Source organism: Actinomadura sp. 6K520 (assembly GCF_004349245.1).
Classification (GTDB): Bacteria; Actinomycetota; Actinomycetes; order Streptosporangiales; family Streptosporangiaceae; genus Spirillospora.
In genome coordinates, this window is the sequence record NZ_SMLC01000127.1 from 1 (window position 1) to 22201 (window position 22201).

General features: G+C 66.0%; 25 protein-coding genes and 1 pseudogene. 8 read left to right on the plus strand and 18 right to left on the minus strand.

Translation table 11 applies throughout. From position 1 onward, the window contains the following. The first annotated feature begins 167 nt into the window (after positions 1-167). Entirely contained in the window at positions 168-524 is a 357-nt protein-coding gene (locus tag E1289_RS26860) for a hypothetical protein (protein WP_131984948.1), read from the plus strand. Positions 525-537: 13 nt separating this feature from the next. Here the strand turns inward: E1289_RS26860 and E1289_RS26865 are convergent, their stop codons facing one another. From E1289_RS26865 to E1289_RS26905, 9 genes are all read right to left on the minus strand, one after another. After that, positions 538-1155, minus strand: a complete 618-nt coding sequence (locus E1289_RS26865) for an alpha-ketoglutarate-dependent dioxygenase AlkB (RefSeq protein ID WP_131984950.1) — start codon at positions 1153-1155, stop codon at positions 538-540. Between the two features lie 51 nt (positions 1156-1206). Beyond that, a complete protein-coding gene (locus tag E1289_RS26870) occupies positions 1207-3165 on the minus strand; it encodes an AarF/UbiB family protein (RefSeq protein WP_243713170.1) in 1959 nt (652 codons plus the stop codon). A 119-nt stretch (positions 3166-3284) separates the two neighbouring features. Then, positions 3285-4157: a helix-turn-helix transcriptional regulator gene (locus tag E1289_RS26875; RefSeq protein ID WP_243713171.1), complete on the minus strand. Its 873-nt coding sequence runs from the start codon at positions 4155-4157 to the stop codon at positions 3285-3287. A gap of 154 nt (positions 4158-4311) precedes the next feature. Further along, positions 4312-5349: an ImmA/IrrE family metallo-endopeptidase gene (locus tag E1289_RS26880; protein WP_131984952.1), complete on the minus strand. Its 1038-nt coding sequence runs from the start codon at positions 5347-5349 to the stop codon at positions 4312-4314. Between the two features lie 17 nt (positions 5350-5366). Next, on the minus strand, positions 5367-6014 hold the full coding sequence (locus E1289_RS26885) for a hypothetical protein (RefSeq protein WP_243713172.1): 648 nt from the start codon (positions 6012-6014) through the stop codon (positions 5367-5369). A gap of 28 nt (positions 6015-6042) precedes the next feature. Continuing rightward, entirely contained in the window at positions 6043-6741 is a 699-nt protein-coding gene (locus tag E1289_RS26890) for a glutamate ABC transporter substrate-binding protein (protein ID WP_243713173.1), read from the minus strand. Positions 6742-6948: 207 nt separating this feature from the next. Beyond that, a complete protein-coding gene (locus E1289_RS26895) occupies positions 6949-7578 on the minus strand; it encodes a nuclear transport factor 2 family protein (protein ID WP_243713174.1) in 630 nt (209 codons plus the stop codon). Positions 7579-7670: 92 nt separating this feature from the next. Continuing rightward, positions 7671-8846, minus strand: coding sequence for an NAD(P)-binding domain-containing protein (locus tag E1289_RS26900; RefSeq protein ID WP_243713175.1), 1176 nt, complete (start codon positions 8844-8846; stop codon positions 7671-7673). A gap of 64 nt (positions 8847-8910) precedes the next feature. Continuing rightward, complete coding sequence (locus E1289_RS26905; protein ID WP_131984958.1) at positions 8911-9375, minus strand: nuclear transport factor 2 family protein; 465 nt, start codon at positions 9373-9375, stop codon at positions 8911-8913. A gap of 149 nt (positions 9376-9524) precedes the next feature. Here E1289_RS26905 and E1289_RS26910 point away from each other — a divergent pair, with 149 nt between their 5' ends. From E1289_RS26910 to E1289_RS26930, 3 genes are all read left to right on the plus strand, one after another. After that, positions 9525-10076, plus strand: coding sequence for a TetR/AcrR family transcriptional regulator (locus E1289_RS26910; RefSeq protein WP_243713176.1), 552 nt, complete (start codon positions 9525-9527; stop codon positions 10074-10076). A 1123-nt stretch (positions 10077-11199) separates the two neighbouring features. After that, entirely contained in the window at positions 11200-11745 is a 546-nt protein-coding gene (locus E1289_RS26925; protein WP_131984962.1) for a hypothetical protein, read from the plus strand. A 48-nt stretch (positions 11746-11793) separates the two neighbouring features. Continuing rightward, positions 11794-12930, plus strand: coding sequence for an amidohydrolase family protein (locus tag E1289_RS26930; RefSeq protein WP_131984964.1), 1137 nt, complete (start codon positions 11794-11796; stop codon positions 12928-12930). Between the two features lie 141 nt (positions 12931-13071). On the opposite strand, the gene E1289_RS38425 is transcribed toward E1289_RS26930, so the two are convergent. The 7 genes from E1289_RS38425 to E1289_RS26960 all read right to left on the minus strand — a co-directional run bounded on the left by E1289_RS38425 (position 13072) and on the right by E1289_RS26960 (position 16345). Further along, positions 13072-13224 (minus strand): hypothetical protein, encoded by a 153-nt coding sequence (locus E1289_RS38425; protein WP_165970627.1) that lies wholly within the window; start codon positions 13222-13224, stop codon positions 13072-13074. 60 nt (positions 13225-13284) lie between these two features. Continuing rightward, positions 13285-13461 (minus strand): hypothetical protein, encoded by a 177-nt coding sequence (locus E1289_RS38430; protein ID WP_165970628.1) that lies wholly within the window; start codon positions 13459-13461, stop codon positions 13285-13287. Then, on the minus strand, positions 13454-13693 hold the full coding sequence (locus E1289_RS26935; RefSeq protein ID WP_131984966.1) for an ATP-binding protein: 240 nt from the start codon (positions 13691-13693) through the stop codon (positions 13454-13456). Before E1289_RS26935 ends, E1289_RS38430 begins: the two co-directional genes overlap by 8 nt. Then, the gene (locus tag E1289_RS26940; RefSeq protein ID WP_131984968.1) at positions 13690-14031 is read right to left on the minus strand and encodes a DUF5713 family protein; all 342 of its coding nucleotides are present in this window, start codon (positions 14029-14031) and stop codon (positions 13690-13692) included. The genes E1289_RS26935 and E1289_RS26940 overlap by 4 nt, the downstream gene beginning before the upstream one ends. Before the next feature lie 167 nt (positions 14032-14198). Then, the gene (locus tag E1289_RS26945; protein WP_131984970.1) at positions 14199-14729 is read right to left on the minus strand and encodes a putative immunity protein; all 531 of its coding nucleotides are present in this window, start codon (positions 14727-14729) and stop codon (positions 14199-14201) included. A 621-nt stretch (positions 14730-15350) separates the two neighbouring features. Continuing rightward, positions 15351-15530: a DUF397 domain-containing protein gene (locus E1289_RS26955; protein ID WP_131984974.1), complete on the minus strand. Its 180-nt coding sequence runs from the start codon at positions 15528-15530 to the stop codon at positions 15351-15353. Further along, positions 15527-16345 (minus strand): helix-turn-helix transcriptional regulator, encoded by an 819-nt coding sequence (locus tag E1289_RS26960; protein WP_131984976.1) that lies wholly within the window; start codon positions 16343-16345, stop codon positions 15527-15529. The genes E1289_RS26955 and E1289_RS26960 overlap by 4 nt, the downstream gene beginning before the upstream one ends. Before the next feature lie 117 nt (positions 16346-16462). Between E1289_RS26960 and E1289_RS26965 the strand changes: the two genes are divergently transcribed. Together E1289_RS26965 and E1289_RS26970 are read left to right on the plus strand one after the other, a co-directional pair. Further along, positions 16463-17224 carry an ATP-binding protein gene (locus E1289_RS26965; protein ID WP_131984978.1) on the plus strand — a complete coding sequence of 254 codons (762 nt, stop codon included), beginning with the start codon at positions 16463-16465 and terminating at the stop codon, positions 17222-17224. Between the two features lie 42 nt (positions 17225-17266). Then, on the plus strand, positions 17267-17737 hold the full coding sequence (locus E1289_RS26970) for an NUDIX hydrolase (protein ID WP_131984980.1): 471 nt from the start codon (positions 17267-17269) through the stop codon (positions 17735-17737). A 499-nt stretch (positions 17738-18236) separates the two neighbouring features. On the opposite strand, the gene E1289_RS26980 is transcribed toward E1289_RS26970, so the two are convergent. Continuing rightward, positions 18237-19004: an aminoglycoside adenylyltransferase family protein gene (locus E1289_RS26980; protein ID WP_131984982.1), complete on the minus strand. Its 768-nt coding sequence runs from the start codon at positions 19002-19004 to the stop codon at positions 18237-18239. A gap of 556 nt (positions 19005-19560) precedes the next feature. On the opposite strand from E1289_RS26980, the gene E1289_RS26985 reads away from it, so the two are divergent. Together E1289_RS26985 and E1289_RS26990 are read left to right on the plus strand one after the other, a co-directional pair. Beyond that, positions 19561-19902, plus strand: coding sequence for a hypothetical protein (locus E1289_RS26985; protein ID WP_131984984.1), 342 nt, complete (start codon positions 19561-19563; stop codon positions 19900-19902). Further along, complete coding sequence (locus E1289_RS26990; RefSeq protein ID WP_131984986.1) at positions 19902-21521, plus strand: YDG/SRA domain-containing protein; 1620 nt, start codon at positions 19902-19904, stop codon at positions 21519-21521. Before E1289_RS26985 ends, E1289_RS26990 begins: the two co-directional genes overlap by 1 nt. A 378-nt stretch (positions 21522-21899) precedes the next feature. Here the strand turns inward: E1289_RS26990 and E1289_RS39155 are convergent. Then, positions 21900-22201, minus strand: a pseudogene (locus E1289_RS39155) (TetR/AcrR family transcriptional regulator); the annotation flags it as partial.

Below are 22201 nucleotides of genomic sequence, written 5' to 3' on the forward strand. Positions count from 1 at the left end.
ACCCCGCACCCGTGCCGCCTCCGCTGAACCCGCTCTCGGGCATGCCCTGGCCCGGCGCCCCGCCATCCCCTGAGAGGCCGTTCTCCCAGGGCCCCGTACCGCCGCCCTGGCAGCCCACCACCAGGGCGCCCCGCACCCCCCAGGACGAGCCTCTCCGGGTCGGTTCGGTGCTGGCCTACTTCCTGCCGTTCTTCACCAGCCTGGTGTTTCTGCTCAGCCGGAGCCGGAACGTCAAATACCACGCGATCCACAGCGCCCTCACCGACGTCCTGACCACCTGCTACCTCGTGGGAGGGAGCATTGTGATGGCGATCTATGGCGGTCTGAGGTACGGCTCCGAAGAGATCCCGGAAGGGGATGTGCCGGTCAGCGTCTTCGCCGCGACGGTGTTCATCGTGCCCCTGGGCCTGCGCGCTTACTGTTTCCTCCAGATCGTCAGGAAGGGGACGGCCCGGCTCAAGGTCATCGGGACGCTGGCACAGCGCATCGTCTATGGCGGTCCCGTGAACGCGCGACCCGCATAAGGGATCCCCGGCGTCACCGGACGCCGCGGGGGCGGAATTGGATGCTGATTCGGGGGCCGGTTACGCGGGTGCTCTTCGGGATCGCGTGCTCCCAGGTGCGCTGGCAACTGCCGCCCATCACGATGAGGTCGCCGTGTCCTAGTTCGTTACGGATCGTCGGGCCGCCGCCGCGGGGGCGCAGCAGCAGGCTGCGCGGTGTCCCGACCGACAGGATCGCGACCATCGTGTCCTCCGTCGACCCACGCCCGATCCGGTCGCCGTGCCAGGCGACGCTGTCGCGGCCGTCGCGGTACAGGCAGAGGCCCGCAGTCCGGAAGGGCTCCCCGAGTTCGGCGGCGTAGTGGCGGTCCAGCGCCGCTTTGGCCTCGTCGAGGACGGGGTCGGGCAGCGGGTCGTCCTCGTCGTAGAACGCCAGCAGGCGCGGCACGTCCACGACCCGGTCGTACATGCGGCGGCGTTCCGCGCGCCACGGGACGGACGTGTGCAGCCGCTCGAACAGCGCGTCCGCTCCCGGGATCCAGCCGGGCAGGACGTCCACCCAGGCGCCGTGGGCCAGCCGCGTCCGCCGCGCCAGATCCAGCGGGCGCGGACCGCGCTCGTCCGTGTCGTCCAGCAGCGACCCTTGGAACATGTCCCCACTGTAACCCCGCCGGTCAAACATGTGTTCGATCATGCGGCGGGGTCAGCGACGGAAGATCACGGCCAGCACGCGCAGCGAGAGCACCGAGCAGATGACCAGCCCGCAGTACCCGAAGAACTGGTAGAGGGTCACGTCCGGTGTCATGGTCGGCCCGCCCCGCAGGCCGAGCAGCAGCACCGCCATCACCCCGGCCGTCGAGGCGAGGATGGTCAGGAGCACCTGCTGGAGGAGGCCGGTGACCGTCCGGCGGTCGCCCTCGTCGGCGAACAGCCGGATGTTCATGGTGAGGCGGCCGGCCTCGGCGGCGGCGGTGATGCGGTCCAGGCGGCGGGGGAGGCGGCGCAGCATCGGCAGCAGGCTCACCATCTCGTCGGCCGCGGCCTCCTGGAGGGACGCGGGACGCAGCCGTTCCCGCAGGTAGGTCTCGCCGAACTCCTGCGCCTCGGTGACGATGGCGAAGCCGGGCGCCAGCTCGGTCAGGCCGCCCTCCAGCGTCGCCAGCGCCCGGAACACCGCTGCGACCTCCGCCGGCACCGCCAGATCGAACCGCGCCACCAGGCGGAACAGATCGGTGAACATCGTCATGTCGGGTGTGGACCCGGCGCCGAGGTGCCGGGCCATGAAGGCGCCGAGGGCCCGCACGAGGGCCTGCTCGTCCAGTTCGTCGGGACGGGCCACGACCTCCAGGAAGGCGTCGGTCACGGCGACGGCGTCGCCCCTGTTCATGGCGAGGAGCATCCGCTGGAGGCAGCCGCGCAGCTCGGTGTCCAGGCGCCCGACCGAACCGAAGTCGATCAGCCCGAGGCGGCCGTCGTCGAGGAGGAGGATGTTGCCGGGGTGCGGGTCGGCGTGGAACACGCCGTCCAGGACGATCTGCCGCAGCAGCGTGTCGAGGAGGGCGTGCGCCAGCTTCGTCCGGTCGAGCGCCGCGCGGTCGATGCGCGGGCCGGCCTTGCCGAGCGCGGTGCCGTGGAGGCGCTGCATCACCAGGACCCGCGGCGTGCACAGGTCGTCGTACGGGTGCGGGATGACGACGTCCGACCCGCCGCGCGCCGTCGCGGCCGCGGCCACCGACGCCATGTTCCGGGCCTCGACGCGGAAGTCGAGCTCCTCGCGCAGCGCGGTCGCGAACCCCTCGGCGAGGTCGACGACGCCGAACGCCCTGGCCCATCCGGCGCGGCTCTGCAGCGTCCGCGCCAGGCGGCCGACGATGTCGAGGTCGCGGTCCACCACCGGCCCGATGCCGGGCCGCTGGATCTTGACGACGACGTCCTCGCCGGAGCGGAGCGTCGCCGCGTGCACCTGCGCCACGGAGGCCGCGGCGAGCGGGGTCCGGTCGAAGGCGGCGAAGACGTCCGCGGACGGTGCGCCCAGTTCCTCCCGGATCACCCGCTCGATCTCCGGCCACGGGACGGGCGCGGCGCGGTCCTGGAGCCGCCCGAGTTCCGCCACGAACTCCGGCGGGAGGACGTCGCGGCGCGTCGACAGGACCTGGCCGAGCTTCACGAACGCGACCCCGGCCTGTTCGAGCGCCTGCGTCAGTTCGTGCGCCAGCCGCTCCCGTCCCTGCGGGGACGCCGGGCGGGCGCGTCCCCGCAGGTAGGGGCCGAGGCCGTGGCGCAGGAAGATGAACGTGATCCGCCAGTAGCGACGGGTGCGGGCGACCCGCGAGCGGAGGCCGCCGAACCAGTACAGCGGCGACGGGACGAAACCGGTCGGGACGAACGCCTCCCAGAGCACCAGCACGGTCATGGAGACGAGGAGCGCGCACGCGAACCCGAGGCAGACGAACCAGAGCAGCGGCGTCACCGTCCCGTTGTCGAGGCCATCGATGAGGGACGTGATGATCGGGCTGGCGACGCCCTGCCCGATCGCTCCCGCGGCGACCGTCCGGAAGAGGGGGAACCGGACGTTGAGGAGCCGCCGTGCCCCGTACGCCATCACCCACGTGTTGATCGCTGTCCCGACCACGAACGCGAGCACCGCCGCCGACGTGTCCAAAGCCGCCCACCACCTGCCGAATCGCCCAATGTTCGGAGGCGACGCTAACGACCGGCGTGCGCGGCGCTCTTCCCGCCGGCGGGGGAACCGCTACCCCGGACGGGGGAGCGCGGCGCGGGTCAGAAATCGTTCAGCAGGTCCTTGAGGAACGCGGTGGTGGTGGCGGGCCGGGAGGCGCGGATCGCGAGCAGGTCCATGATCTCCTGGTAGCGCTCGGCCTCCTGGCCTTCGGGGTAGCGGGCACCGGTCAGCTGTTCGAGATAGACCACGTCGGGCAGGTCGTGTTCGGCGAACCGCACGATGGTGATCGGGCCGCCGAGCGCCACGTGCCCGCCCGCCGAGAACGGCAGCACCTGGACCTTCACGTTGGGCATGCCCTCCGACACCTTGATCAGGTGCTCGATCTGCGCGCGCATCGTCGCCGGCCCGCCGATGGGCCTGCGCAGCGCCGCCTCATCGATGACCGTCCAGAACCTCGCCGGGGCGACGGGCCGGTGCAGGATCTGCTGCCTGGACATCCGCAGGCAGATGCGCCGGTCGAATCCCTCGTACGCCGCGTCGTGGTGCTCCAGCGCGATGACCGCACGCGCGTAGTCCGCGGTCTGCAGCAGCCCCGGGACGTACTGCACCTCGTAGTTGCGGATCGTCGTCGCGGACTGCTCCAGCCCGAGGTACTGCTCGAACCAGCTCGGCACGACATCGCCGTAGCTCTGCCACCAGCCGGGCTTCCTCGCCTCCTGCACGAGTTCGATGAGGCTCGCGCGCTCGTCGGCGTCGTGGACGCCGTACAGGTCGAGGAGGTCGGCGACGTCCCGCACCTTGAACCCGTGCCGGCCGAGTTCGAGGCGGCTTATCTTGGAGGCGGACCCGCGGATCGCCCGCCCGGCCTCGGCCCGGCCGATCCCGTTGTCCTCGCGCATGCGCCGCAGCCGCGCACCGATCTGCATGCGCAGCGCGGTCGAGTTCTGGCCGGCCTGCCGATTGTCAAGCACGGGCTCTCCAGCTTCTCGTCTGTCTCGGCAACCCTCGGAGGGTCTCACAGGTAATGGCCGCCGCGCAGGAAACCTCCGGTCAGAGATATGTAACTCCGCGCTGACGGCACGATGCGCCGAATGCCCTTTAGGGACCGTTCCAATTGCGCGGGTATTACCGTATCGGGATGAGCGCGTCCAAATCGGCCCTCGTCACGCGCGCCCGCTCGGCGACTCCGTCACGGTCCGTTCCCGCACGGTTCACGATTTCGAGCGCCCTCGTCAGCATTGTCGGCTGCTCAAGGGGTTTCGCGGGCCCGGGTTCGTGGCGCCGCCAGCCCCGCGAACTCAGCGTGCTCATCGCGTTGCGGTATGCGGTTTCCGTCATGATTCCGAGCGTGCGCGCCCGGTAGAGCAGCGCCGCCATGCTGACACCCCACGTGGTTTTGAGGACGGCCAGCCGCTCCCAATCGGCGTGTTCCGGCAATTCCCCGGCGATGTCGTCCGCCGGCATCAGGAATTCGGCCGCGAACCTGTGCGCCTGGTCCTCGACGACCTTTTCTCCCGGCTCGGCGTCGGCGTGCATCACCAGATGCCCCAGCTCATGGGCGGCGTCGAACCGGTTACGCCAGTAATCGCCCTTCGCCGGATTGAAGAAGACCATCGGCCTCGGATGAACGCCCACGCTGAACGCGTCGACCCGCTCGGCGGCGCTGGGAAGCACGAGCACGAGGACGCCGTGCGCCTCCAGAAGGCGGACGACATGCGGTACCGGGCCGGCCTCGTCCAGCAGGGCCTTCCTGGTCAGCCGGGCGGCCTCCACGGGGCCGTCCCCGGCGATCTCGTCCGGCGGGACGGGATGCTCGGGCAGATCCACCGCGGGGAAGTCGACGAGCGACTCCAGGACGGCGACGACATCGGTGGCGATGCGCCCGTACGCCAGGGCCTGGTCCCGCTCGATCTGGCTGGTGGACCTCAGGGAGCGGAAGTGCGCCCCGTCCATGGAGACGGGGCTGCGGCCGGCCTGGAAGAACTCGACCGGCACACCGAGCGCGATGGCCAGGCGCCTCAGCGTCGGCTCCTCCGGCCGCTGGACGCCCGCCTCGTACTGCCCAATCGCTTTCGGTGTCGTCCCCACGGCCTGCGCGAGCTGGTTCTTACGCAGGCCCCGGAGCCGCCGGGCAAGCGTCAGCCGCTCGCAGTCGAACAGCACCCCGCGCCACCCTTTGCCTAGGCCGTCTTCGTCTCCCCGCGGAGCCGCATGGGGACGTCCTCGTGGTCGTCCCAGAGCGGCATCGTCCGCTCGACGAGCTTACGACGTGGATCGGGGCCGAGGGTGTCGTCCAGCTCCTTCACCCAGTGCCAGGCCGTGCCGCCGTCCGCGTTCCACCTGGGGCGGCCCAGGAAGAGCTCCATCTCCAGCGGCTCCTCGCTGGCGCTGTGCGCGAGGACCAGCGTGACGACCCCGGGCGTGTCGTGCGCTTCGAGCCCGAGCGGCAGGGTCAGCTGGGGGTCTTCGACGTAGCCCTGCCGGGCGACGGCCTGCTTGGTGGGGCTGTCGCGATCCCACCGGATGCCGCGCACGTTGCCGAACTCGTGCCGCTTGAGCAGGACGCGATAGGGGCCGTATCGCCATCCGGGCGAGCCGTTCAGGTCGTCCCGGACGACCTTCTGGGCCAGGTCGTCGCGGCCGAAGACACGATCGAGGTGGCTTTCGAGCAGTTCGAACGCGCCGACCCCGTACGTCCGCTCCTTGAACCCCGCCGCCCGGCTCAACCCGTTGAACAGGGCCAGCGTCGCCTCGCGGTGGGCCTCCCGCACCCCATGCAGGAACCCCGCCGCCAAGAGCTCGTCCCAGACAACCCGCTCCTCAGCCACCCTCCGACGATAACCACGGGCACCGACATTACGAACAGCCCTCGAACTGCGGCACCTCCTCGACCAGCTCAAGCCCGCTGGGGCCGAACCATTTGCGGAGCAGCTCGGCGGCGGTCCCGTCCTGGTACATGGTCGTGATGGCCCGGTTGACGGCCTCGCACCCGTCGAGGTCGCCCTTACGCATCCCGACGCCGTAACGCTCGTCGGTGAACGGCGCGTTGACGATTTTCAGGTCAGGTGCCGAGAACCCCGCCAGTACGAGATCCCCAGTGGAGACGGCGTCCACCTCGCCCTTGCGCAATTTCGCCACACAGTCGCTGTAGGACGCTCCGGGGACGAGCTTGGCCGAAACACTCAACCCGACGACCACACGCTCAGTGGAAACCGACCCGCTCGCCTGGCACATCCGCCGTCCGGCCAAATCCCTGACGCTTTGGATGCCGGTCTCCCCGCGCCGCACCATGATGTCCTGATGGGCGACGTAGTAGGGGCCGCCGAAAGTCACGAGCTTGGCCCGGTCGGGCGTGATGGAGTAGGACGCCAGCACCAGATCGATGACGCGATCGTCCAGCTTCTGTTCCCGGTTGTCCGACCGGACCTCGCGAAACTCGACCCGGGTCGCCGCAAGATGCCGGGCAATGTACGTCCCCACGTCGACCTCGAACCCCGTGAACTTCCCGTTCTCCCTGAACCCGAGCCTCGGCTGGTCGGCCTTGACCCCGACCACGATGACGTCACGGTCGGCGATCGACGCCTCGGCGACACCGCACCCCGCAAGCCCGAAAACCAGGACCAGAACCCCAAGAACGCAACGCACAAGGCATGCCTAGGGCCCACGATCAACGAGCAGCTGAACGCGGGAAGATCGTCCGCCACCCGACAGGTGGAACCGGGCGGAACAACGCACCCCACCGTCCAGTGGCCCCAAGGGTGATCAGCGCGTGGGCCCGCCCTGTTGACCGGCCTGTCGGACCGTGTCCTCGCCGGTCGGAGACGCCAGGCCGCAGGCTTCGGCTATCGCCGCGGGGTCCCAGTAGAAGGGGCGGCATTCGAGCATCCGTCCATCCCGGACGGTGATCAGCTGCAAGATCAACGTTTCGACCTGGCGGCCGGTGGCACGGGCGCGGAACCTTACCCGGCTGCGCACCACCACGGTCTGCCCATCGCCCCAGTGGTCCTGATCCAGGAACTCCATCGACTCCCACACCTGGCTGAAGAGCGCCAGGAACCGCTCCATGCCGTCCCGGCCCCTCCACGTCCCGGATCCCGTGAACGGCAGCCCCGGAGCCTGGTGCAGCACGACCTCCGGATGCAGATACGCGGCGACCTGGTCATAGCTGGCGTTGCCATAACCGCCCGCCGCCACGTACGCCGCCTCGGCTTCATAGAACCTCTGCATGACCGACCACGCATCGTCCGGCTGCTCATCCGCAACCGCGGCGACGCTTCCGTCTCCCACCGAAGCCTCCAAGGCCATCACCATTCCTTTCATCGGCAACGCCTTGAAGAACCCCACCCGGCCGGACTTGGTTGCAGCGGGTGCGGTCACCCGCCCGGTGAACACAGCGCTCCCGCACGGCAGGGGACGCAGAGTGGGGGCTCCTGGTGGTTTCCGGATGGGACGCGCTCGGCTGCGCGTCCAAGCAGTCCGGCCCTTCAAGCTGGAATAGCGGAAGTCTCCACGGCCGCTGGGTCGGACAGGATCGAGATGACGGCGTCCCGCCCTGCCCGGTTGGCGCCGATCGTCGACTGCGACGGGCCGTAGCCGATCACGAACAACCGCGGCTCGTCGAGCGATCTGCCGTTCGCGACGCGGATGCCGCCCTGCCGGGTGCGCAGTCGCAGGGGAGCGAGGTGCCGGAGTTCGGCTCGGAATCCGGTCGCCCACAGGATGACGTCGGCGGGTTCGAACGAGCCGTCCGGCATGCGTACGCCGTCCTCTTCGATGCGGGTGAACATCGGGTGCCGCACCAGGACACCCCGCGCCTCGGCCCGCTCGGTCCACGCTGTGCGGTGCATGCCCGTCACCCGCACGATGCTCTGTGGCGGCAGCCCCTCGCGGACGCGATCTTCCGCGCGGGCGAGCGCCGCGCGGATGCCGGGTGTGGAAAAGCCGTCCTCCCACACGGGTTCGGTGCGCGTCACCCAGAACGTGTCGGCGACGTGCGAGACCTCTTCGAGCAGTTGGGTCGCGGAGATGCCCGCACCAACGATCACGACGCGTTCGCCGGCGAACTCGTCGGCCGACACGTAGTCGTGGACGTGGAGCTGGCGTCCGCGAAAGCTCTCCATGCCGGGGTAGTACGGCCAGTGTGGGCGCGTCCAGGTGCCGGTGGCGTTGATGACGTGGCCGGCCGACCAGGTCTCGGAATCCGTTTCGACGATCAGTGGCCCGTCCGTGTCCGTACCGTCCGCCATCGTGGGACGGCGCACGGCCTGCACCCGGACGGGACGCTGCACATCGAGAGCGAAGCGCTGTTCATAGTCGGCGAAGTAGGCGGGCAGGACGTCGCGGCTACTGGCGTCCGGGTCCGCGGGCGGCACGGGAAACCCCGGCAACTCGTAAATGCCGTTGACCGTCGCCATCTTCAGCGAGGCCCAACGATGACGCCATGCACCGCCTGGCCCGTCCTCCGAGTCGAGCACCACGAACGTCCGGGCGTCCCCCGCCGCCCGCGTAACGGGGACGAACCCGCGACGCTGCAGGTGGTAGCCCGCGGACAGCCCAGCCTGACCAGCACCGACCACAAGGACATCGACGGACCGCATAGTCGTTCCAACCGGCGCGGCGAAATGACCATTCCACTCGCGATCGACCTGCGGCGGAGTCACCAGGCGAGGGATAGGCGACTCCGCCACCAGTGGCAGCTTGATTCGGCCGCATGAGGCCCAAGCGCTAGTGGGCGGATGCGTTCGCGCCGCCGAGGTCCTCGGGCTGCCGGTTCAGCGCCTCGCTGATCGCCAGGACGTTCTGGTACTCGCGCCAGTGCTTGATCAGGCCGTCGCGAACCCGCAGCACGCCGATACAGGTCACCGAGGACCGGACGCCGGTGGTGATGACCGTTCCGGTCAGTTCGTACTCGACGACGATGACCTCGGGGTCATCGGTCTGGTAGGTGGCCAGTTCCCGGAACTGTTCGAAGCGCACCTGCAGGGCCGCGCCATTGGTGCGGTAGTACGCCAGCCACGCCTCGCGGCCGTCGTAGCGGTCCATGCCCGGTGGGGAGAACGGGGTCTCGACCACGATGTCTTCGGCCAGCAACTCGGCTGGGAGAAGCGTTGCATCGTCGCCCAGGACTGCCTCCTGCATGCGCCGGTAGATCGTGAGCGGGCCTGCTGTGTCGGTCGCCGACTGTGCCATGGCGGCACCTCCCAAGTAAGATGAGTGTGACTCGACATCGAACATAATGAGTGCGACTCACTTTGGCAAGGGATCGAGGGCTGATGGACCGAGACGTTGTGACGCCTGCCGGCGGTGCCCGTGGTGCCGGAGGTGCCGGTGGGCGACCGGTGCGTGCCGACGCGCGCCGCAACCGGGCGCGCATCCTGGAGGCGGCCGAAGCCGTGTTCGCCGAACAAGGGGCCTCGGCCTCGACGGAGGCCGTGGCCGCACGCGCCGGTGTCGCGATCGGCACGGTGTTCCGGCACTTTCCGACCAAGCCGGAACTGCTCCAGGCCGTGGTGATGAACCTGTGGGACCGGCTCGTCACCGAGGTCGACGCGCTGGTCAACGACCCCGGAGACGTGACCGCCCTCTTCGAGTTCTGCACCCGGGTCATGGCTATCGGCGCCCAGAACAGGGCCGTGTTCGAGCGACTGGCCGAGACCGGCACCCGGGTCCACGTCGGCGACGCCCTGGCCCGCCTCAGCCCTGCCGTTGATCTGCTGCTCGAACGCGCCCAGAAAGCAGCAGCCGTCCGCGACGACCTGCAATCCGCCGAGCTGATCGCCCTGCTCGCGGCGCTCTGTCAGGAGGCGATGACCGGAGAGTGGAGCGAGCAATTCCGCCATCGCGCACTGACCATCCTCTTCGACGGCATGCGACCGACCCCAAAGCCCTGACCACAACTCGCGCCGCCCACGGCCGTCTCAACAGCACCGCAGCATTCGGCCGAACGACAACCGGAGTACCAGGGCCTGTTCCGAAAGTGGATCTAGGTTGTAAATGATCACCTGCCGTGGGAAGTGGTGACCAACGACCAGTGGGCTCGGCCTGAGCCCTTGCTGCCGCTGGGCGACAAGCCGGGTCGTCCACCGGTGCGGACGCGGCGACAGTTGATAGACGGCATACGGTGGCGAACCAGGACCGGTGCCCCGTGGTGGGACGTGCCAGAGCGGTATGAGCTGTCAGAGCTCCTGTCGGGCTGGTGGGGCGGATCCGCAGCGACCGGGTGGTGCGGCTGCCGAAGCCCTCGATCAAGGAGTACGCCCTGGCCTGTCCCCAGGGCGGGCGACCGCCGAAGCACGGCAAGGAGTTCCGCTTCGCCAACCCCGAGACCTGGCCCGAGGCGGCGATCACCACCGTCACCGACATCACCAACTACGGCAAGACCGAAGCCCAGGCGTGGGACCGGGTCCACCCGAGGCCTGGCAGAGCGTGCCGGTCGGCCCATCGCGCCCGCGCCCGTTGCCATCGGTTCGGAGGCGGAGGCCCTGTCGGCGGCGGGGCGCAGGCGGTGCAGACACACGATCACGGTGGGGGACGTATCGCCCGCCTGGCAGGCGAACGGCAGCCGCCACAACGGCACTTGGCAGGACGTCTCTGTTGGAGCGCCGGGCCTCGGTGTACGCGCCGACGAGTGGAACGGTTGTCCCTGCACCACCGGACCTTGAAGAAGATCGCCGCGCCAAGAGTCGCGGGCTGCCAGTGCTTGATCTGGCGCAACTCCGCCTTGGAAAGAGTTGAAGTGTCTACATCCTCCAGCGAGGACAGGAGTTCCGCCGCAGTCAGAGAGTGACCGGCATCGTGTCATCGGTCGAGCGCATTCAGGGATTCTCGCACCGGTACACAACATGGATTCACGGGGCGACGAGAGCCATATGCGACAGCGTCGGCCGTCGAGCATCCGTCCGGCCTCTGCACCGCGACGGTTCAAGGACGGGTTCTAACGTTCGTCTCAGGTTCGCTCGGTAGGAAGTAGGCATCCAGGTAAGCGATGCAACCCGTATGTAAAGGAGGCTAGTGATGGCAGTCGACCCAGCGCCGTCAGGGAAAGCGCCGCCCGGGCGGTTGAGGTTCGGGACGGCCACCAGGGCGCTGGCGACGACGTTCGCTGTCGCCGCCCGCGGGTCGCACGCCGACAACAGTGCGGCGCCCGCCGCGACCGGCCCGCACAGCGCGCACGCGGGCGGGTTACCACAGCCGCTGCGCGCCGGCGAGCGGTTCCTCGACCTGAGGAGGGCCGAGGGCTACACGCCCGCGCCGCCGGAGGGCGGCGGCTCGGACGGGTACCGGTGCCAGATGATCGATCCGGGCCTGACCAAGACGGCGTTCCTGACCGGGACCCAATTCGCACCGGAGAACGTCGCCATCGCGCACCACGCCGTCGTGGACGCGGTGCCGCCGGGCGGCGTTGTCGTGGTGCGCGAGCAGGACGCGAAGACCCGTGGTCTCGGCTGGCAGTGTTTCGGCGGAACGGGCGCGGCCGGCGTCGAGGTCGAAGGGGGGCGCGGCGTGGGTGGACACCTGGGCGCGCCTGGTAACGGCGAAGGGCCGATCGGAAGCATCTGACGGATGCCGTACGGATACCGCCACACAAACACCTGAAGAGAGACTGACATGAAGTCCATGGGACGCCGCGGCTTTCTAGCCGCTGCCACGGCGCTTGGCGCTGGTACCGGCTTGTCCGCGTATGCCGCCGTTTCGGCAGCGGACGGGAACAAGACTCCGGACAAGACTCCGGACATTGCATCGCGAGACCGGGACCTGCCCTTCATCGGCACGGAGGAGACCTTTTCGACTCCCACGTTGTTGAAGCTGAACTCCATCAATCAGGATCACATAGCGTTCCTCGAGGAAATTGGTCTTTCGGATCTAGGCCAACGCCGCATCGGCGATATGGATGCGGGGGGACTCAACGTTCAAATCCTCTCTGCCCATACACCCTCCGTACAAAATGTCCCTGGGCGGAGGGGCATCGACCTTGCCTATCGTCTTAACCGGCAACTTGTAGACGGGCCAATCGCCAAATATCCGGGCCGCTTCAAGGCTTTCGCCACCTTGCCCTTGCAGAGCCCGGAGGCGGCGGCGGACGAACTGGAACGCTCGGTTCGGGAAGATGGCTTCTTGGGCGCACTGACCAACGGACACATCGCGAAGAAGTATCTCGATCATCCCGATTTCGAGCCTGTGCTGGCACGTGCCGTTGCTCTCGATGTGCCGATCTACCTGCATCCCGGCTATCCAGCTGACGAGGTCTTCAAGATCTACTACAGCACCACACGGTCTAAATACACGGAAGAGTACCAAGACTACATTTTCAGTGGGTCTGGATATGGCTGGCACCAGGAGGTGCTGACCCAATGCATTCGGATGATCGCGTACGGGGTTTTCGACAGATTCCCCAAACTGAAAATCATCATCGGCCACATGGGCGAAGGTCTTCCCTTCTACTACGAGCGGATCGTCAATGACATGGGCGAGCCGACCGAAGACTCGCTCGAGAAGCCCTTCGGGCAATACTTCCAGGACAACTTCTGGGTCACAACCAGCGCATTCGCCCAGACCGAACTGCTCGATCTCCTGCTGAAGTACATAAGCGTGGATCGAGTGATGTTCGCAACCGACTACCCGTTCGCGGACATAAAGGAGCAGACCGACTGGTTCCGCGGAGTCGATTTGCCACGCGAAGCCAAGGAAAAGATTGCGTTCCGAAATGCAGAGAAACTGTTCAGAATGAAAGTGCCCGTGAAGTGACGCGCCGGCGTCGGCAGAAGTGGATAATGCTTTGGCTGTAAGGCGAGAGTACAGCCAAAGTATGCGATGCGCGGCTGACGCATCACGCGGTCTTCATGCAACGTTGACCTTGGCTCTGCTGGTTGATGGCTGCCGCTCGCCTCAGCGGGGAAGCTTCGCGGTGCGTTCGGGGTGAGCCGCAGTGATGTACCGCATTGCGGTCTGCGAGGAGATACCGAACAGGCGCATCAGGTGCAGCGGGTCGTCGACCTCGAATCCCTCGTCGCGGATCCGGTCCTGCCGTAGCGTCTGCATCGCGAGTCCGGTGGGCCGGAAGACGGCGGTGAACCCGCGCCGGGAGGATTCGTGCGGGCACTACTCCTCCTCGTCGAGTTCGTTGATGTTCTGCTCGGCCATCGCCCGGATGACCTTGATGGCGTCGGGCAACATGCCCTGCTGCCGCATCGTCTGCTCATAGGCCCCGTGCGCGATCCCCAGCGCTGCCCCTAGGGGTAGCGTCTCGCGGTCGCCGACGGCGACCTGCTCACTCATGGGGCGGCACCTCCATGACTACGAACACCCATTTGCCCTCCTCAGCCGACCGCCAGCCGCAATGAGCAGCCCACGCCTCCACGATGAGCAGCCCGCGCCCATCCTCCGCGTCCAGGCCCGGCGACTTGCGCTGCGGCGGCTCCGGGACTGAATCCCAGACCTCGACCCGCCCTGATCGCAGCCCGCAACGAACGGCTCTGACCGGCGGGTGGGCCTTCCGGTCGCCGCTCACCAGTCCCGGGTGGCGATCAGCTTCTCTGCATCCGCGTCCGTGAACCCGTATGCCGACGCGACGAACCAGAAGTTCTCAGCGATCACCTCACGCGCAACCGTCTCGATCTCACTCCCGGCTGCCGCGAATTCCGCATCCAGCCTGTTGAATTCCTCGGTTGCGGCCTGGGTGAGCGCATACAGAGCGTCCAGGCTCGACGGCTGCTCAGCCTCGATCCGCTCGCACAGCCGCAACAGGATCGCACCGCCCTTGTCGACGACGTGATCGGGAAAGTACGAATCTGAATACATCTGCTGCAGGAATACGTGCCCCGCTACCTGCTGGTTCGTGATCGGCATGGCGCTTCCCATCCCCGTTGAGGAACTGACGCGCCGATCATGCACGACACCACCGACAACGTCGCCGCCATGTACGCCAGGCCGCTCGTGACCAGCACTTTCGCACCGGGCCCCAGCAGCCCGGACGCCTGGATGGCCGGCTGCTCTGACGGGTGTCGTCTTTCTACTCAACAGGACGCGCGTAGCGAAGAGTCCAGGTAGCTCATGAGGTGCGCGACGCGATTCTTGGCGGTCGGCGCGGGAGGGTATCGGCAAAGAACCGAGATCAGGACCGGCGTGGCACGTTGCCGAGCCTGCTCGATCACCGTTTCTCCGGCTGCCGGGTCGTCCCCTGCGTCCATCTCGGCGATGCGCGCGGCACTCGCGGCGGCGCGCAGAATGTGTCCTACCTGGGTGGCCCGCGAAATCGGGTGCAGGTACGCGGCGGCCGCGGCATCACCGGCGGACCGTGCCGCGAGACGTGCCGTCTCGGTGCCCGCTTCCTTCGCGGCCCGGTGTGCGTCCAGCGAGGTGACGCGCTGCAGTTTGGTCCGCCTCGCGCCGTTGACGAACTCCCATGCGGCATCGATGGCCGCGCGCGGACGGGGATCACCGGGGACGGCCTCCTCGAAAACCGGGAGCACGTCCTGAGCACTCTCCGTCACATAACGCGCAACGACTCGCAACTCCTCCATGCTCAACTCAAAGTCCCCGGACATGCCCGCAATCCTCCCACCCGCAGGGCAGCCCATGACTCGTCCGTCGATAAGCCCGGCGCCTCAGCGACTTCGGCCCCCTGCGTCCTGCGGCACGCCCGGGCCAGCAGCCACGCCTATGCACCCACCGAGCGGCGCAACGGCCGCTTCCCCAGTGGACGGCGATCTTCCCCAACCCGCCGTCTCTCTGGGCTGAATCTGCGCCACCGGAGCACCTGGTGCGTTGGCCGTTACTTCGCCCCCGCCGATCCCGGGCTCAGAGGAGCTGGCGGCGGACCAACTGGCTTCTTGCCGGAAGAGAGCACATCGATGTCCGGCAGCCGGGACGCCAGGTTGTAAGGCCGGCATCGGGAAGGCGGCGACAACCAGCGGCTACATCGTTTTGAACGCTGCCCGTCCGCGATGCCGAGCCGTCAGTCCAGCCCTTTGATGCGCTGGACGAGCGCAGCGAACCGCTCGGCCGTGAGGGAAGGATGCGCGTCACCCGGCCGCTTGCTGCCACGGACACCGATGCTCTGGGTGAGTCGCGCGACCTCTACCCACTCGCCTGAAGTCCCCTGAGTCGACCGACTGCTCTTGCGCCATACCGAACGAGTCGAGGTCACCTTTGCCCCACGCAGGTTGTCACGCGTGGTCTTTGATGCGCTGGACGAGTGTCGCAAAGCTCTCTCGGGAGAGGGTGAGGTGGCCGGCCTGGGGGTTCTTGCTGTCGCGTACCCCGACAGAGCGGGTGAGCGCGGCGATTTCAACGCACTCCCCGCCTTGTGTGGTGCTCTTGCTGCTCTTACGCCAAACGGGCCTCATCGCATGCTCTCCATGATCTTCTTGATCAGGTCTCGGGACAGCCTCTCGGGCAACGCGTGCTGTCCGATCTGGTCATAACGTAGTGCATATGACGCTACTTCGGCGGCGCTGGAAGCGAGCCGACCGCCACCCGGTGCCTCGACATAAGCGACCTCCATGTGCGGATTGGCAAGCGTCATCAGCATGAAGGGGCCATCCAGCCCAGGGTGAGCACCGACGGACTTGGGGACCACGCGCACGCCCACATTGGGACGATGTGAGAGGTCAAGTATGTGAGCGAGTTGCGCCCTCATAACCTCCGGTCCCCCACATGGTAGTTCGAGCAGAGTCTCGGAGATCAGAAACCACAGCGTCGGGGGATCCGACTGCTCCAGGATCGCTTGTCGAGATACCCGCTTATCAAGCGCCATCTCCACGTCCTTCACGTTGCCCGCAGCGAGGCAGGCTCTGGCGTAGTCGGGGGTTTGTAGCAGGCCAGGGATGAGGTCGACCTGCCAGGTCTTGATGACGGACGCGCGGCACTCCAAATCGACGTATTGCCGGAACCAGTCTGGATCGTGCCCAAGCGTGGCATACCAGACGAGAAAGCTGAAGATTCCACCCGTGTCCCATGTGCGATCAATGACCGCGGCCTGCTCGGGGGTTAGCTGCAAGGTTCCCGTCTCCAGTCGAGAAACTGTGGACTTCGAGCACCCCAGGATCTCACCCATCAGGTCACCCGTGAGCTTGCGCTGCAACCTGCAAAAGCGCAGGTAGTACGCGACGAGGGACCACATCGAGGACTTCGGGTCCGGCGAGGGGACGTGCGACATCATGCGCCTCCGGATTTCCCGCAGTTGCAGGAGTTGCGAACAACTCTGACAAGGCTATGGCGAAAGGCGCAGCCTATGTCCAGAAGAAAGCAACTCCTGCCTGTGAAGGAGAGTTCCAAAATGGCTCAGATGGTGCAGTCCGGACAAATGACTGTAGGTCATGCTGCTGATATCGCGATGGGAGGCATGTGTGCCTGGCGCCTTCCCACCGACGCAAGGTGCGCTTCGGTCGCCCGCTCCCTCCTGGGCATCGCCATGACGAAGCTCGGCCTGGACCGCGACACGACCGACGACGCGGTCCTGGCCGCCAGCGAGCTCGCCACCAATGCGCTAAGCCACTCGGGCGCCGCCGCCCCACCCGAACTCTGGGTCTGGGCTAGAGCGACCCCTAAACCGCAACTGGTGATAAGCGTCTACGACGCCTGCCGGTCGTCCTGGCCGACCAACACCCCTGGCGACCTAATGGACGACCACGGCCGCGGCATCGGAATCGTCGGCATGCTCGCCGACGCATGGGGAGCGCACCTATCCCGCTCAATCTGCACGGGCGGCACACAGGGCAAAGCCGTCTGGGCGGCCTTCCCTCTCCCCGGCCCGTGGCCCGACCCACGCACAACGGCCCCACCCATGCTCGCGGCCCGCCACCTGGCCGCAACGCTGACCGCACGCGGGATCACGAACGCCACGCACCGCCACGGCCGAGGCGTCTCCTTGGTCACCATCCCCTACGGCAACAACCAGGAGACGAACATCTGGATAGAGCCAGGCCGCCTGAGCTACACCCTGCCCAACGGCACCCGCCACCGCCGCCCCATAGTCGACCTACATGACACCACCGAAACCCTCGTCCACCACATCGAGTCCCAACGAGGCAATCAGTAGCGTCCTGCCATAGAGGTCATCCCCGTAGGACGGCGGTTCCCTGTGCCCGAGGACCCGGCAGCGAGCTTCGCCCACGCCCGAGCAGCGGCCGGTGTCCTCTTCTTCGACAACCAAGACCGCATCATGCTGGTGGAGCCCACCTACAAGAACTACCTGGACGTCCCCGGCGGCTACGTCGAACGCGGCGAGACGCCCCACCAGGCGGCCACACGCGAGGTAGCCGAGGAACTCGGCATCCAACCTGAGATCGGCCGACTCCTGGTCACCGACTGGGCCCCCGACGAGTCCGAAGGCGACAAGATCCTCTTCCTGTTCGACGGCGGCACACTGACCACCGACCAACTCAAAGCCATCCGCCTAGACCCCACCGAACTACGCGGCTACGACTTCCACGACGTCACCGAGATCCACGCCCACACCATCCCCCGCCTTGCCCGCCGCCTCACTCAAGCCCACGCCGCCCACCACGACGGCATGTCCCGCTACCTCGAACACGGCAACCCGATCGGTTGATGTGAGACGTGCGCGGACTGAGCAGGTCTCCGGGCCTTGCGGAGGCCCGAACCGATCTGGAAGCTGCGCAGTCGAGGCGGCATCGGCACATGCGTTCTCGATCTTGTCCGCCCCGTGTCGGCGTCTGCCAGGTGGGAAGAGTTTCGGCAGATCTAGACCCTGTGCTCACCTCTGAGCTCTCTCCGATCTTCGGCCTGGCCCGCCCATCCACTTCCAGGCGGCGTCCGTCCTCCGGCCCTGCGCGCGCACCGCCTCAGCGAGATGCGGCCTTCCTGACCCGCGCCTGTTCGAACCGTCGTCAAGCGCTGAGGGAGAGCAGACGTGATCGATACCGGACTGGCCGGCCAGAACGTTCTGGTCACCGGAGGAGCCGGCGGCATCGGCGCCGCGATCAGCCCCGCGTTCGTCGCAAAGGGCGCACTGGTCGCGGTCATCAACGAGTTTGTTGTGACCAGCGCATTCGGAACACTCTCCGATATCAGGATCTTGGGAGCGGTTCCTATGTCCGCCGGCTCAGGGGGCTCAACCGGTCGATCTCGGCGAGCACGTGGTCCACATGCGGACGAACCTGTGCCCGCAATGCCTGGCTCCAGCTCTCTTCGGAGTAGCGGCAGTTGAGATAGAGCTGCCTGGCGTGCTCGAGAGCCGGGCGGTGTTCGGGAGGGAGCTGGGCGAGGGCCCAGTCGGCGGCAGCGTCCTTCGGCCGGATCTGGCCGGTGGTGAGCGTGTTCCAGATGCGTGCGAAAGCCAACAGGACGTTGCGGGTGTCGCCGTCCAGGTCGTCGAGCAGGTCGGGGATGCCCGCCACGCTTGCCCGGACCAGGTCGGAGTGCGGGACGGGGTCGAGGATCTGTGTCGGCCGCGGGCCTGCGAGGGGGTAGTCGCCGGCCCGCGCCATCGTGATCAGTAGGGCCAGATCGGGCATTGGCTCCGGCCGGGGGACCTCTCCGGCCTCGTACTCGGCGCGCAGCCATTCGCCGTACAGGAAGTCGCAGGTCGGAGGGTACCGCCATGGCTGGACCTCGGACTGGACGACCACGGTGAGTTCGACCGGGCGGGCTTTGTTCCGGGAGCCGGAGATCCCGAGCAGGCCTCCGAGAAGCGCCCGTCGTTCCCGCTCGTCCATCGACCTCCGGGAGATGAGCAGTACGTCCAGGTCGCTGGCTGGTCTGAGACCGCCGAGCACGGAAGATCCGTGAAGGTAGGCGCCGATGAGATCTTCGCCCAACACACCGGCCAATCCCGCGATCTCCTGGAGCTGCTTCATCGCGCCAGTGTCTCCCGTCGTCCGGTCCGACTGCACGGCATTATGGGCGGCTCACGGCCCGCCATCATGCGAGCATCCTGGTTGCAACCGTCAACGAGTGGCTCCAGCACTATCGCAACAGGCCTAACGCAGCCCTACCCGTCATACGATCCACCGACGTGTGTCTACAAGTAGCCGGTCCAGGGTGCCCGAGCGGCCGGTGGAGTTGAATCCTTAACTTGGCGAGGCCGTCAACACGATTACAAGAACAGCACCGCACAGTACAGCGGGGATGTGGTTCAGCCCATGCTGCGATGAGACCAAGATCGCCTTCCACTTCTGGTCAAAGCCTCCTGATGCGCGAGTCAAGCAGTAGGGACACGCATCGACACAGGAGTCACCTGGGGTTTCATTCAGGTGGGTTCTCGGAGCTGAAGACCATCACTTCGTCAGCGACTAGAGGTTGGCGCCGTACGTATCCCCACCTCGTGGGGCATCTGGCGCCTCATCCGTCATGGTTTGTCCGACATGTCGGTCAATCTGGAACCATCGTGGATACGACACTAGGGGGCTGGAGATGTCCGTCGACATTCGGATGCACGGGGACGCCGCAGACGACGAACTGCGATCGCTGTACGAGTGGCTTCTCAACGAGCCAGAGATCCGCCATCACGCAGACCCGAAGCTGGTTGCGAAGAAGCCAGAGAGCGGCGAGATGGGCGCCGCTTTCGATGTAATATCTCTGGTCACGACCAGCGCCATCGGACTGCCTGCAACGATCGAGGTTATCCGTGGCTGGCATGCGACAAGGCGCCGCAAGCCGCAGATGACGATCGAGCGCGGTGATCTGAAGGTTACATTCACTGACACCGACCCAGAAACGATCATTAAGATTCTCAATTCGACTAACGGGACCTAATGTCGCTTCCTGATCCGCTGAAGTCACGAGCGGTACTGATCGGTACAAGCAAGTACGAGTACCTGGACGACCTCCCGTCCGTTGCTAACAATCTGTCTAAGCTCTTTAGGCTTCTGACGGACGAACAGGTGTGCGGATTACCTCCAGAACATTGTGAAGTTGTTTCGAATCCCACGTCGATAAAAGAGATGCTCGATCCTGTCGCAGACGCCGCGAAAGAAGCGACGGACGTGCTTATCGTGTACTTTGCGGGCCATGGGCTGCTCCACTCCACGGGCAGTGAACTTTATATCACTCTTGTGGACTCAAACATTGAGCGAATGTACTACTCGGTTGCGTATGAAAATTTTAGAACCGAAATCCGGCATAGTCCTGCCCGTAGAAAGCTAGTCATCCTCGATTGTTGCTACAGCGGCCGTGCACTTAATGCGATGAGTGATGGTGGCTCGACTGGTCGCGTGGCGAATAGTGCCGCGTTGTCTGGCGTCTACCTGATGGCATCTACGGCCGAGAACAAGACGGCTAATGCGGGGGATACTTATACCGCTTTCAGTGGTGAGCTCATAAATATCATCGAATCTGGGATTCCAGAATGTGGTGAGCTTCTTGACGTCGACTCCATCTTTGATGGGGCACGAGTTGCTCTGCAAGATAGGGGACTCCCCCTCCCTCAAAAGCGGGAAAGTGATCACGGTGCAGGGCTGCATCTCGTTCGTAATCGGGCTCATTTAGTCCCGCAGAAGGAGATGTACGGCGCCACGATCGGAGTGAAGCCAGGGACTGTCTTCCGAAATCGGATGGAGTTGCACAAAGCTGGTGTTCATCGTCCGCTGCAAGCGGGTATTTGCGGTACCGCGGAAAGGGGAGGGGCAGAGTCCATCGTAGTCTCGGGTGGATATAAGGATGACCGGGATTACGGCGAAACGATTATCTACACTGGCCATGGCGGTCGCGATCCGAATACTGGGCAACAGGTCCGGGATCAATCTCCGGAAGATACGGGCAACGCTGCGCTGATTAAAAGCATGACGACTGGTCTACCGGTCCGGGTCGTTCGTGGTTCTGGCGGTAACCCACTCTTCTCGCCCGAACAGGGCTACAGTTACGACGGGCTCTTCCGAGTGACGGACTACTCGGTACAGCCGAGTGTTGACGGGCCCAGCGTGCTTCTCTTCCGCCTGGAGCGCATCGCCAACCTCGGGAATGCAGTGTCGGTGCAGCATGACAGTCGGGAGCTTTCGCCGGGCCGCTTTGAGCGACTAACGCAAGGTGTTTACGCGTTGCGGGCACATGCGGAAGAGATCAAGAAGATCTACGAGTACGCTTGTCAGATCTGTGAAACTGTCTTGGAGGCGCCAGGCTACCAACGGTTCGCCTCCGTAGTCTACATTCGAGGGCTTGAGCCGCCGCATTCGGGAACTGATGCCCTCGACAACATGCTCTGCCTCTGCTCGAACCATCGCGACCTTTTCAGGTTTGGTGCGGTTACAATCGAGGACGACTACACTGTCGTCGACCTCGATGGCGAAGAAGTTGGCGACCTTGTCGTGAAGCACGAAATCGATATAGGCAACATTCGCTATCACCGAACTCACCATCGCCTAGAACGTAAGAACTAGTCGGGCAGCAGATGCCACCGCCACCTCGTGATCGCGACCTGAGTTTGGGGCGGACGTAAGCGTTCGTGACGCTTAACTTGGGCCAGTCCAGGTCCACTCTGGTGAGGGGTGAGGTGCTTAGCTAGCGGTGTCCGGAGCAGAAAAATATTGCCCGGCAGTAAAGGGCGTCCACTGGGGCGTCTGCCTCTTCGATAAGCTGGTGTGCTCGGGCGTTCAGGTGGGCGGGAGGCAGAACTGGGGCCCGTCCCGTGCTTAAAACTGAGCGCTCGTGTCGCAGGAAGCACTCAATAGGAATCCGCAAGGCTGGCCTGTTGCATGTGGCGGTGTTCTGTCTGGCCAGCACATGCTGTCGCCCGGAGCTTGGTAGGGATAGACCGCTCAGGTTGGTTCGGGGGGTGGCCAGGTGGTTAGGGCTAGGGCGGCTATTTTTTGTAGGTCTTGGGGGGTGGCGCCGTCTTGGGCCTGTTGGGACATGCCTTGGATCACCGCGGCGAAGTACCTTGCCAGGTCGTGGGGGTCGGTGTGAGGTGGGAGTTCGCCTTGCTGTTGGGCCGTCTTCAGGCGGGACTCGAAGCGGGTCAGGTTGGTGTTGCGGAGGTCGCGTAGGTAGCTCGCCACTTCGGCGTCCTGGGGGGTGACGTTGGTGGCGGCGCTGATGATCAGGCAGCCGGGTGGGTGGG

What these genes read in the sequence shown, in the direction of transcription:
- E1289_RS26865 (WP_131984950.1), bottom strand. Translation starts at nt 1,155, where the DNA reads ATGTTCCAAGGGTCGCTGCTGGACGACACGGACGAGCGCGGTCCGCGC.
- E1289_RS26905 (WP_131984958.1), bottom strand. Translation starts at nt 9,375, where the DNA reads ATGGCACAGTCGGCGACCGACACAGCAGGCCCGCTCACGATCTACCGG.
- E1289_RS26925 (WP_131984962.1), top strand. Translation starts at nt 11,200, where the DNA reads ATGGCAGTCGACCCAGCGCCGTCAGGGAAAGCGCCGCCCGGGCGGTTG.
- E1289_RS26930 (WP_131984964.1), top strand. Translation starts at nt 11,794, where the DNA reads ATGAAGTCCATGGGACGCCGCGGCTTTCTAGCCGCTGCCACGGCGCTT.
- E1289_RS38425 (WP_165970627.1), bottom strand. Translation starts at nt 13,224, where the DNA reads ATGCAGACGCTACGGCAGGACCGGATCCGCGACGAGGGATTCGAGGTC.
- E1289_RS38430 (WP_165970628.1), bottom strand. Translation starts at nt 13,461, where the DNA reads ATGAGTGAGCAGGTCGCCGTCGGCGACCGCGAGACGCTACCCCTAGGG.
- E1289_RS26940 (WP_131984968.1), bottom strand. Translation starts at nt 14,031, where the DNA reads ATGCCGATCACGAACCAGCAGGTAGCGGGGCACGTATTCCTGCAGCAG.
- E1289_RS26945 (WP_131984970.1), bottom strand. Translation starts at nt 14,729, where the DNA reads ATGTCCGGGGACTTTGAGTTGAGCATGGAGGAGTTGCGAGTCGTTGCG.
- E1289_RS26955 (WP_131984974.1), bottom strand. Translation starts at nt 15,530, where the DNA reads ATGAGGCCCGTTTGGCGTAAGAGCAGCAAGAGCACCACACAAGGCGGG.
- E1289_RS26960 (WP_131984976.1), bottom strand. Translation starts at nt 16,345, where the DNA reads ATGATGTCGCACGTCCCCTCGCCGGACCCGAAGTCCTCGATGTGGTCC.
- E1289_RS26965 (WP_131984978.1), top strand. Translation starts at nt 16,463, where the DNA reads ATGGCTCAGATGGTGCAGTCCGGACAAATGACTGTAGGTCATGCTGCT.
- E1289_RS26980 (WP_131984982.1), bottom strand. Translation starts at nt 19,004, where the DNA reads ATGAAGCAGCTCCAGGAGATCGCGGGATTGGCCGGTGTGTTGGGCGAA.
- E1289_RS26985 (WP_131984984.1), top strand. Translation starts at nt 19,561, where the DNA reads ATGTCCGTCGACATTCGGATGCACGGGGACGCCGCAGACGACGAACTG.
- E1289_RS26990 (WP_131984986.1), top strand. Translation starts at nt 19,902, where the DNA reads ATGTCGCTTCCTGATCCGCTGAAGTCACGAGCGGTACTGATCGGTACA.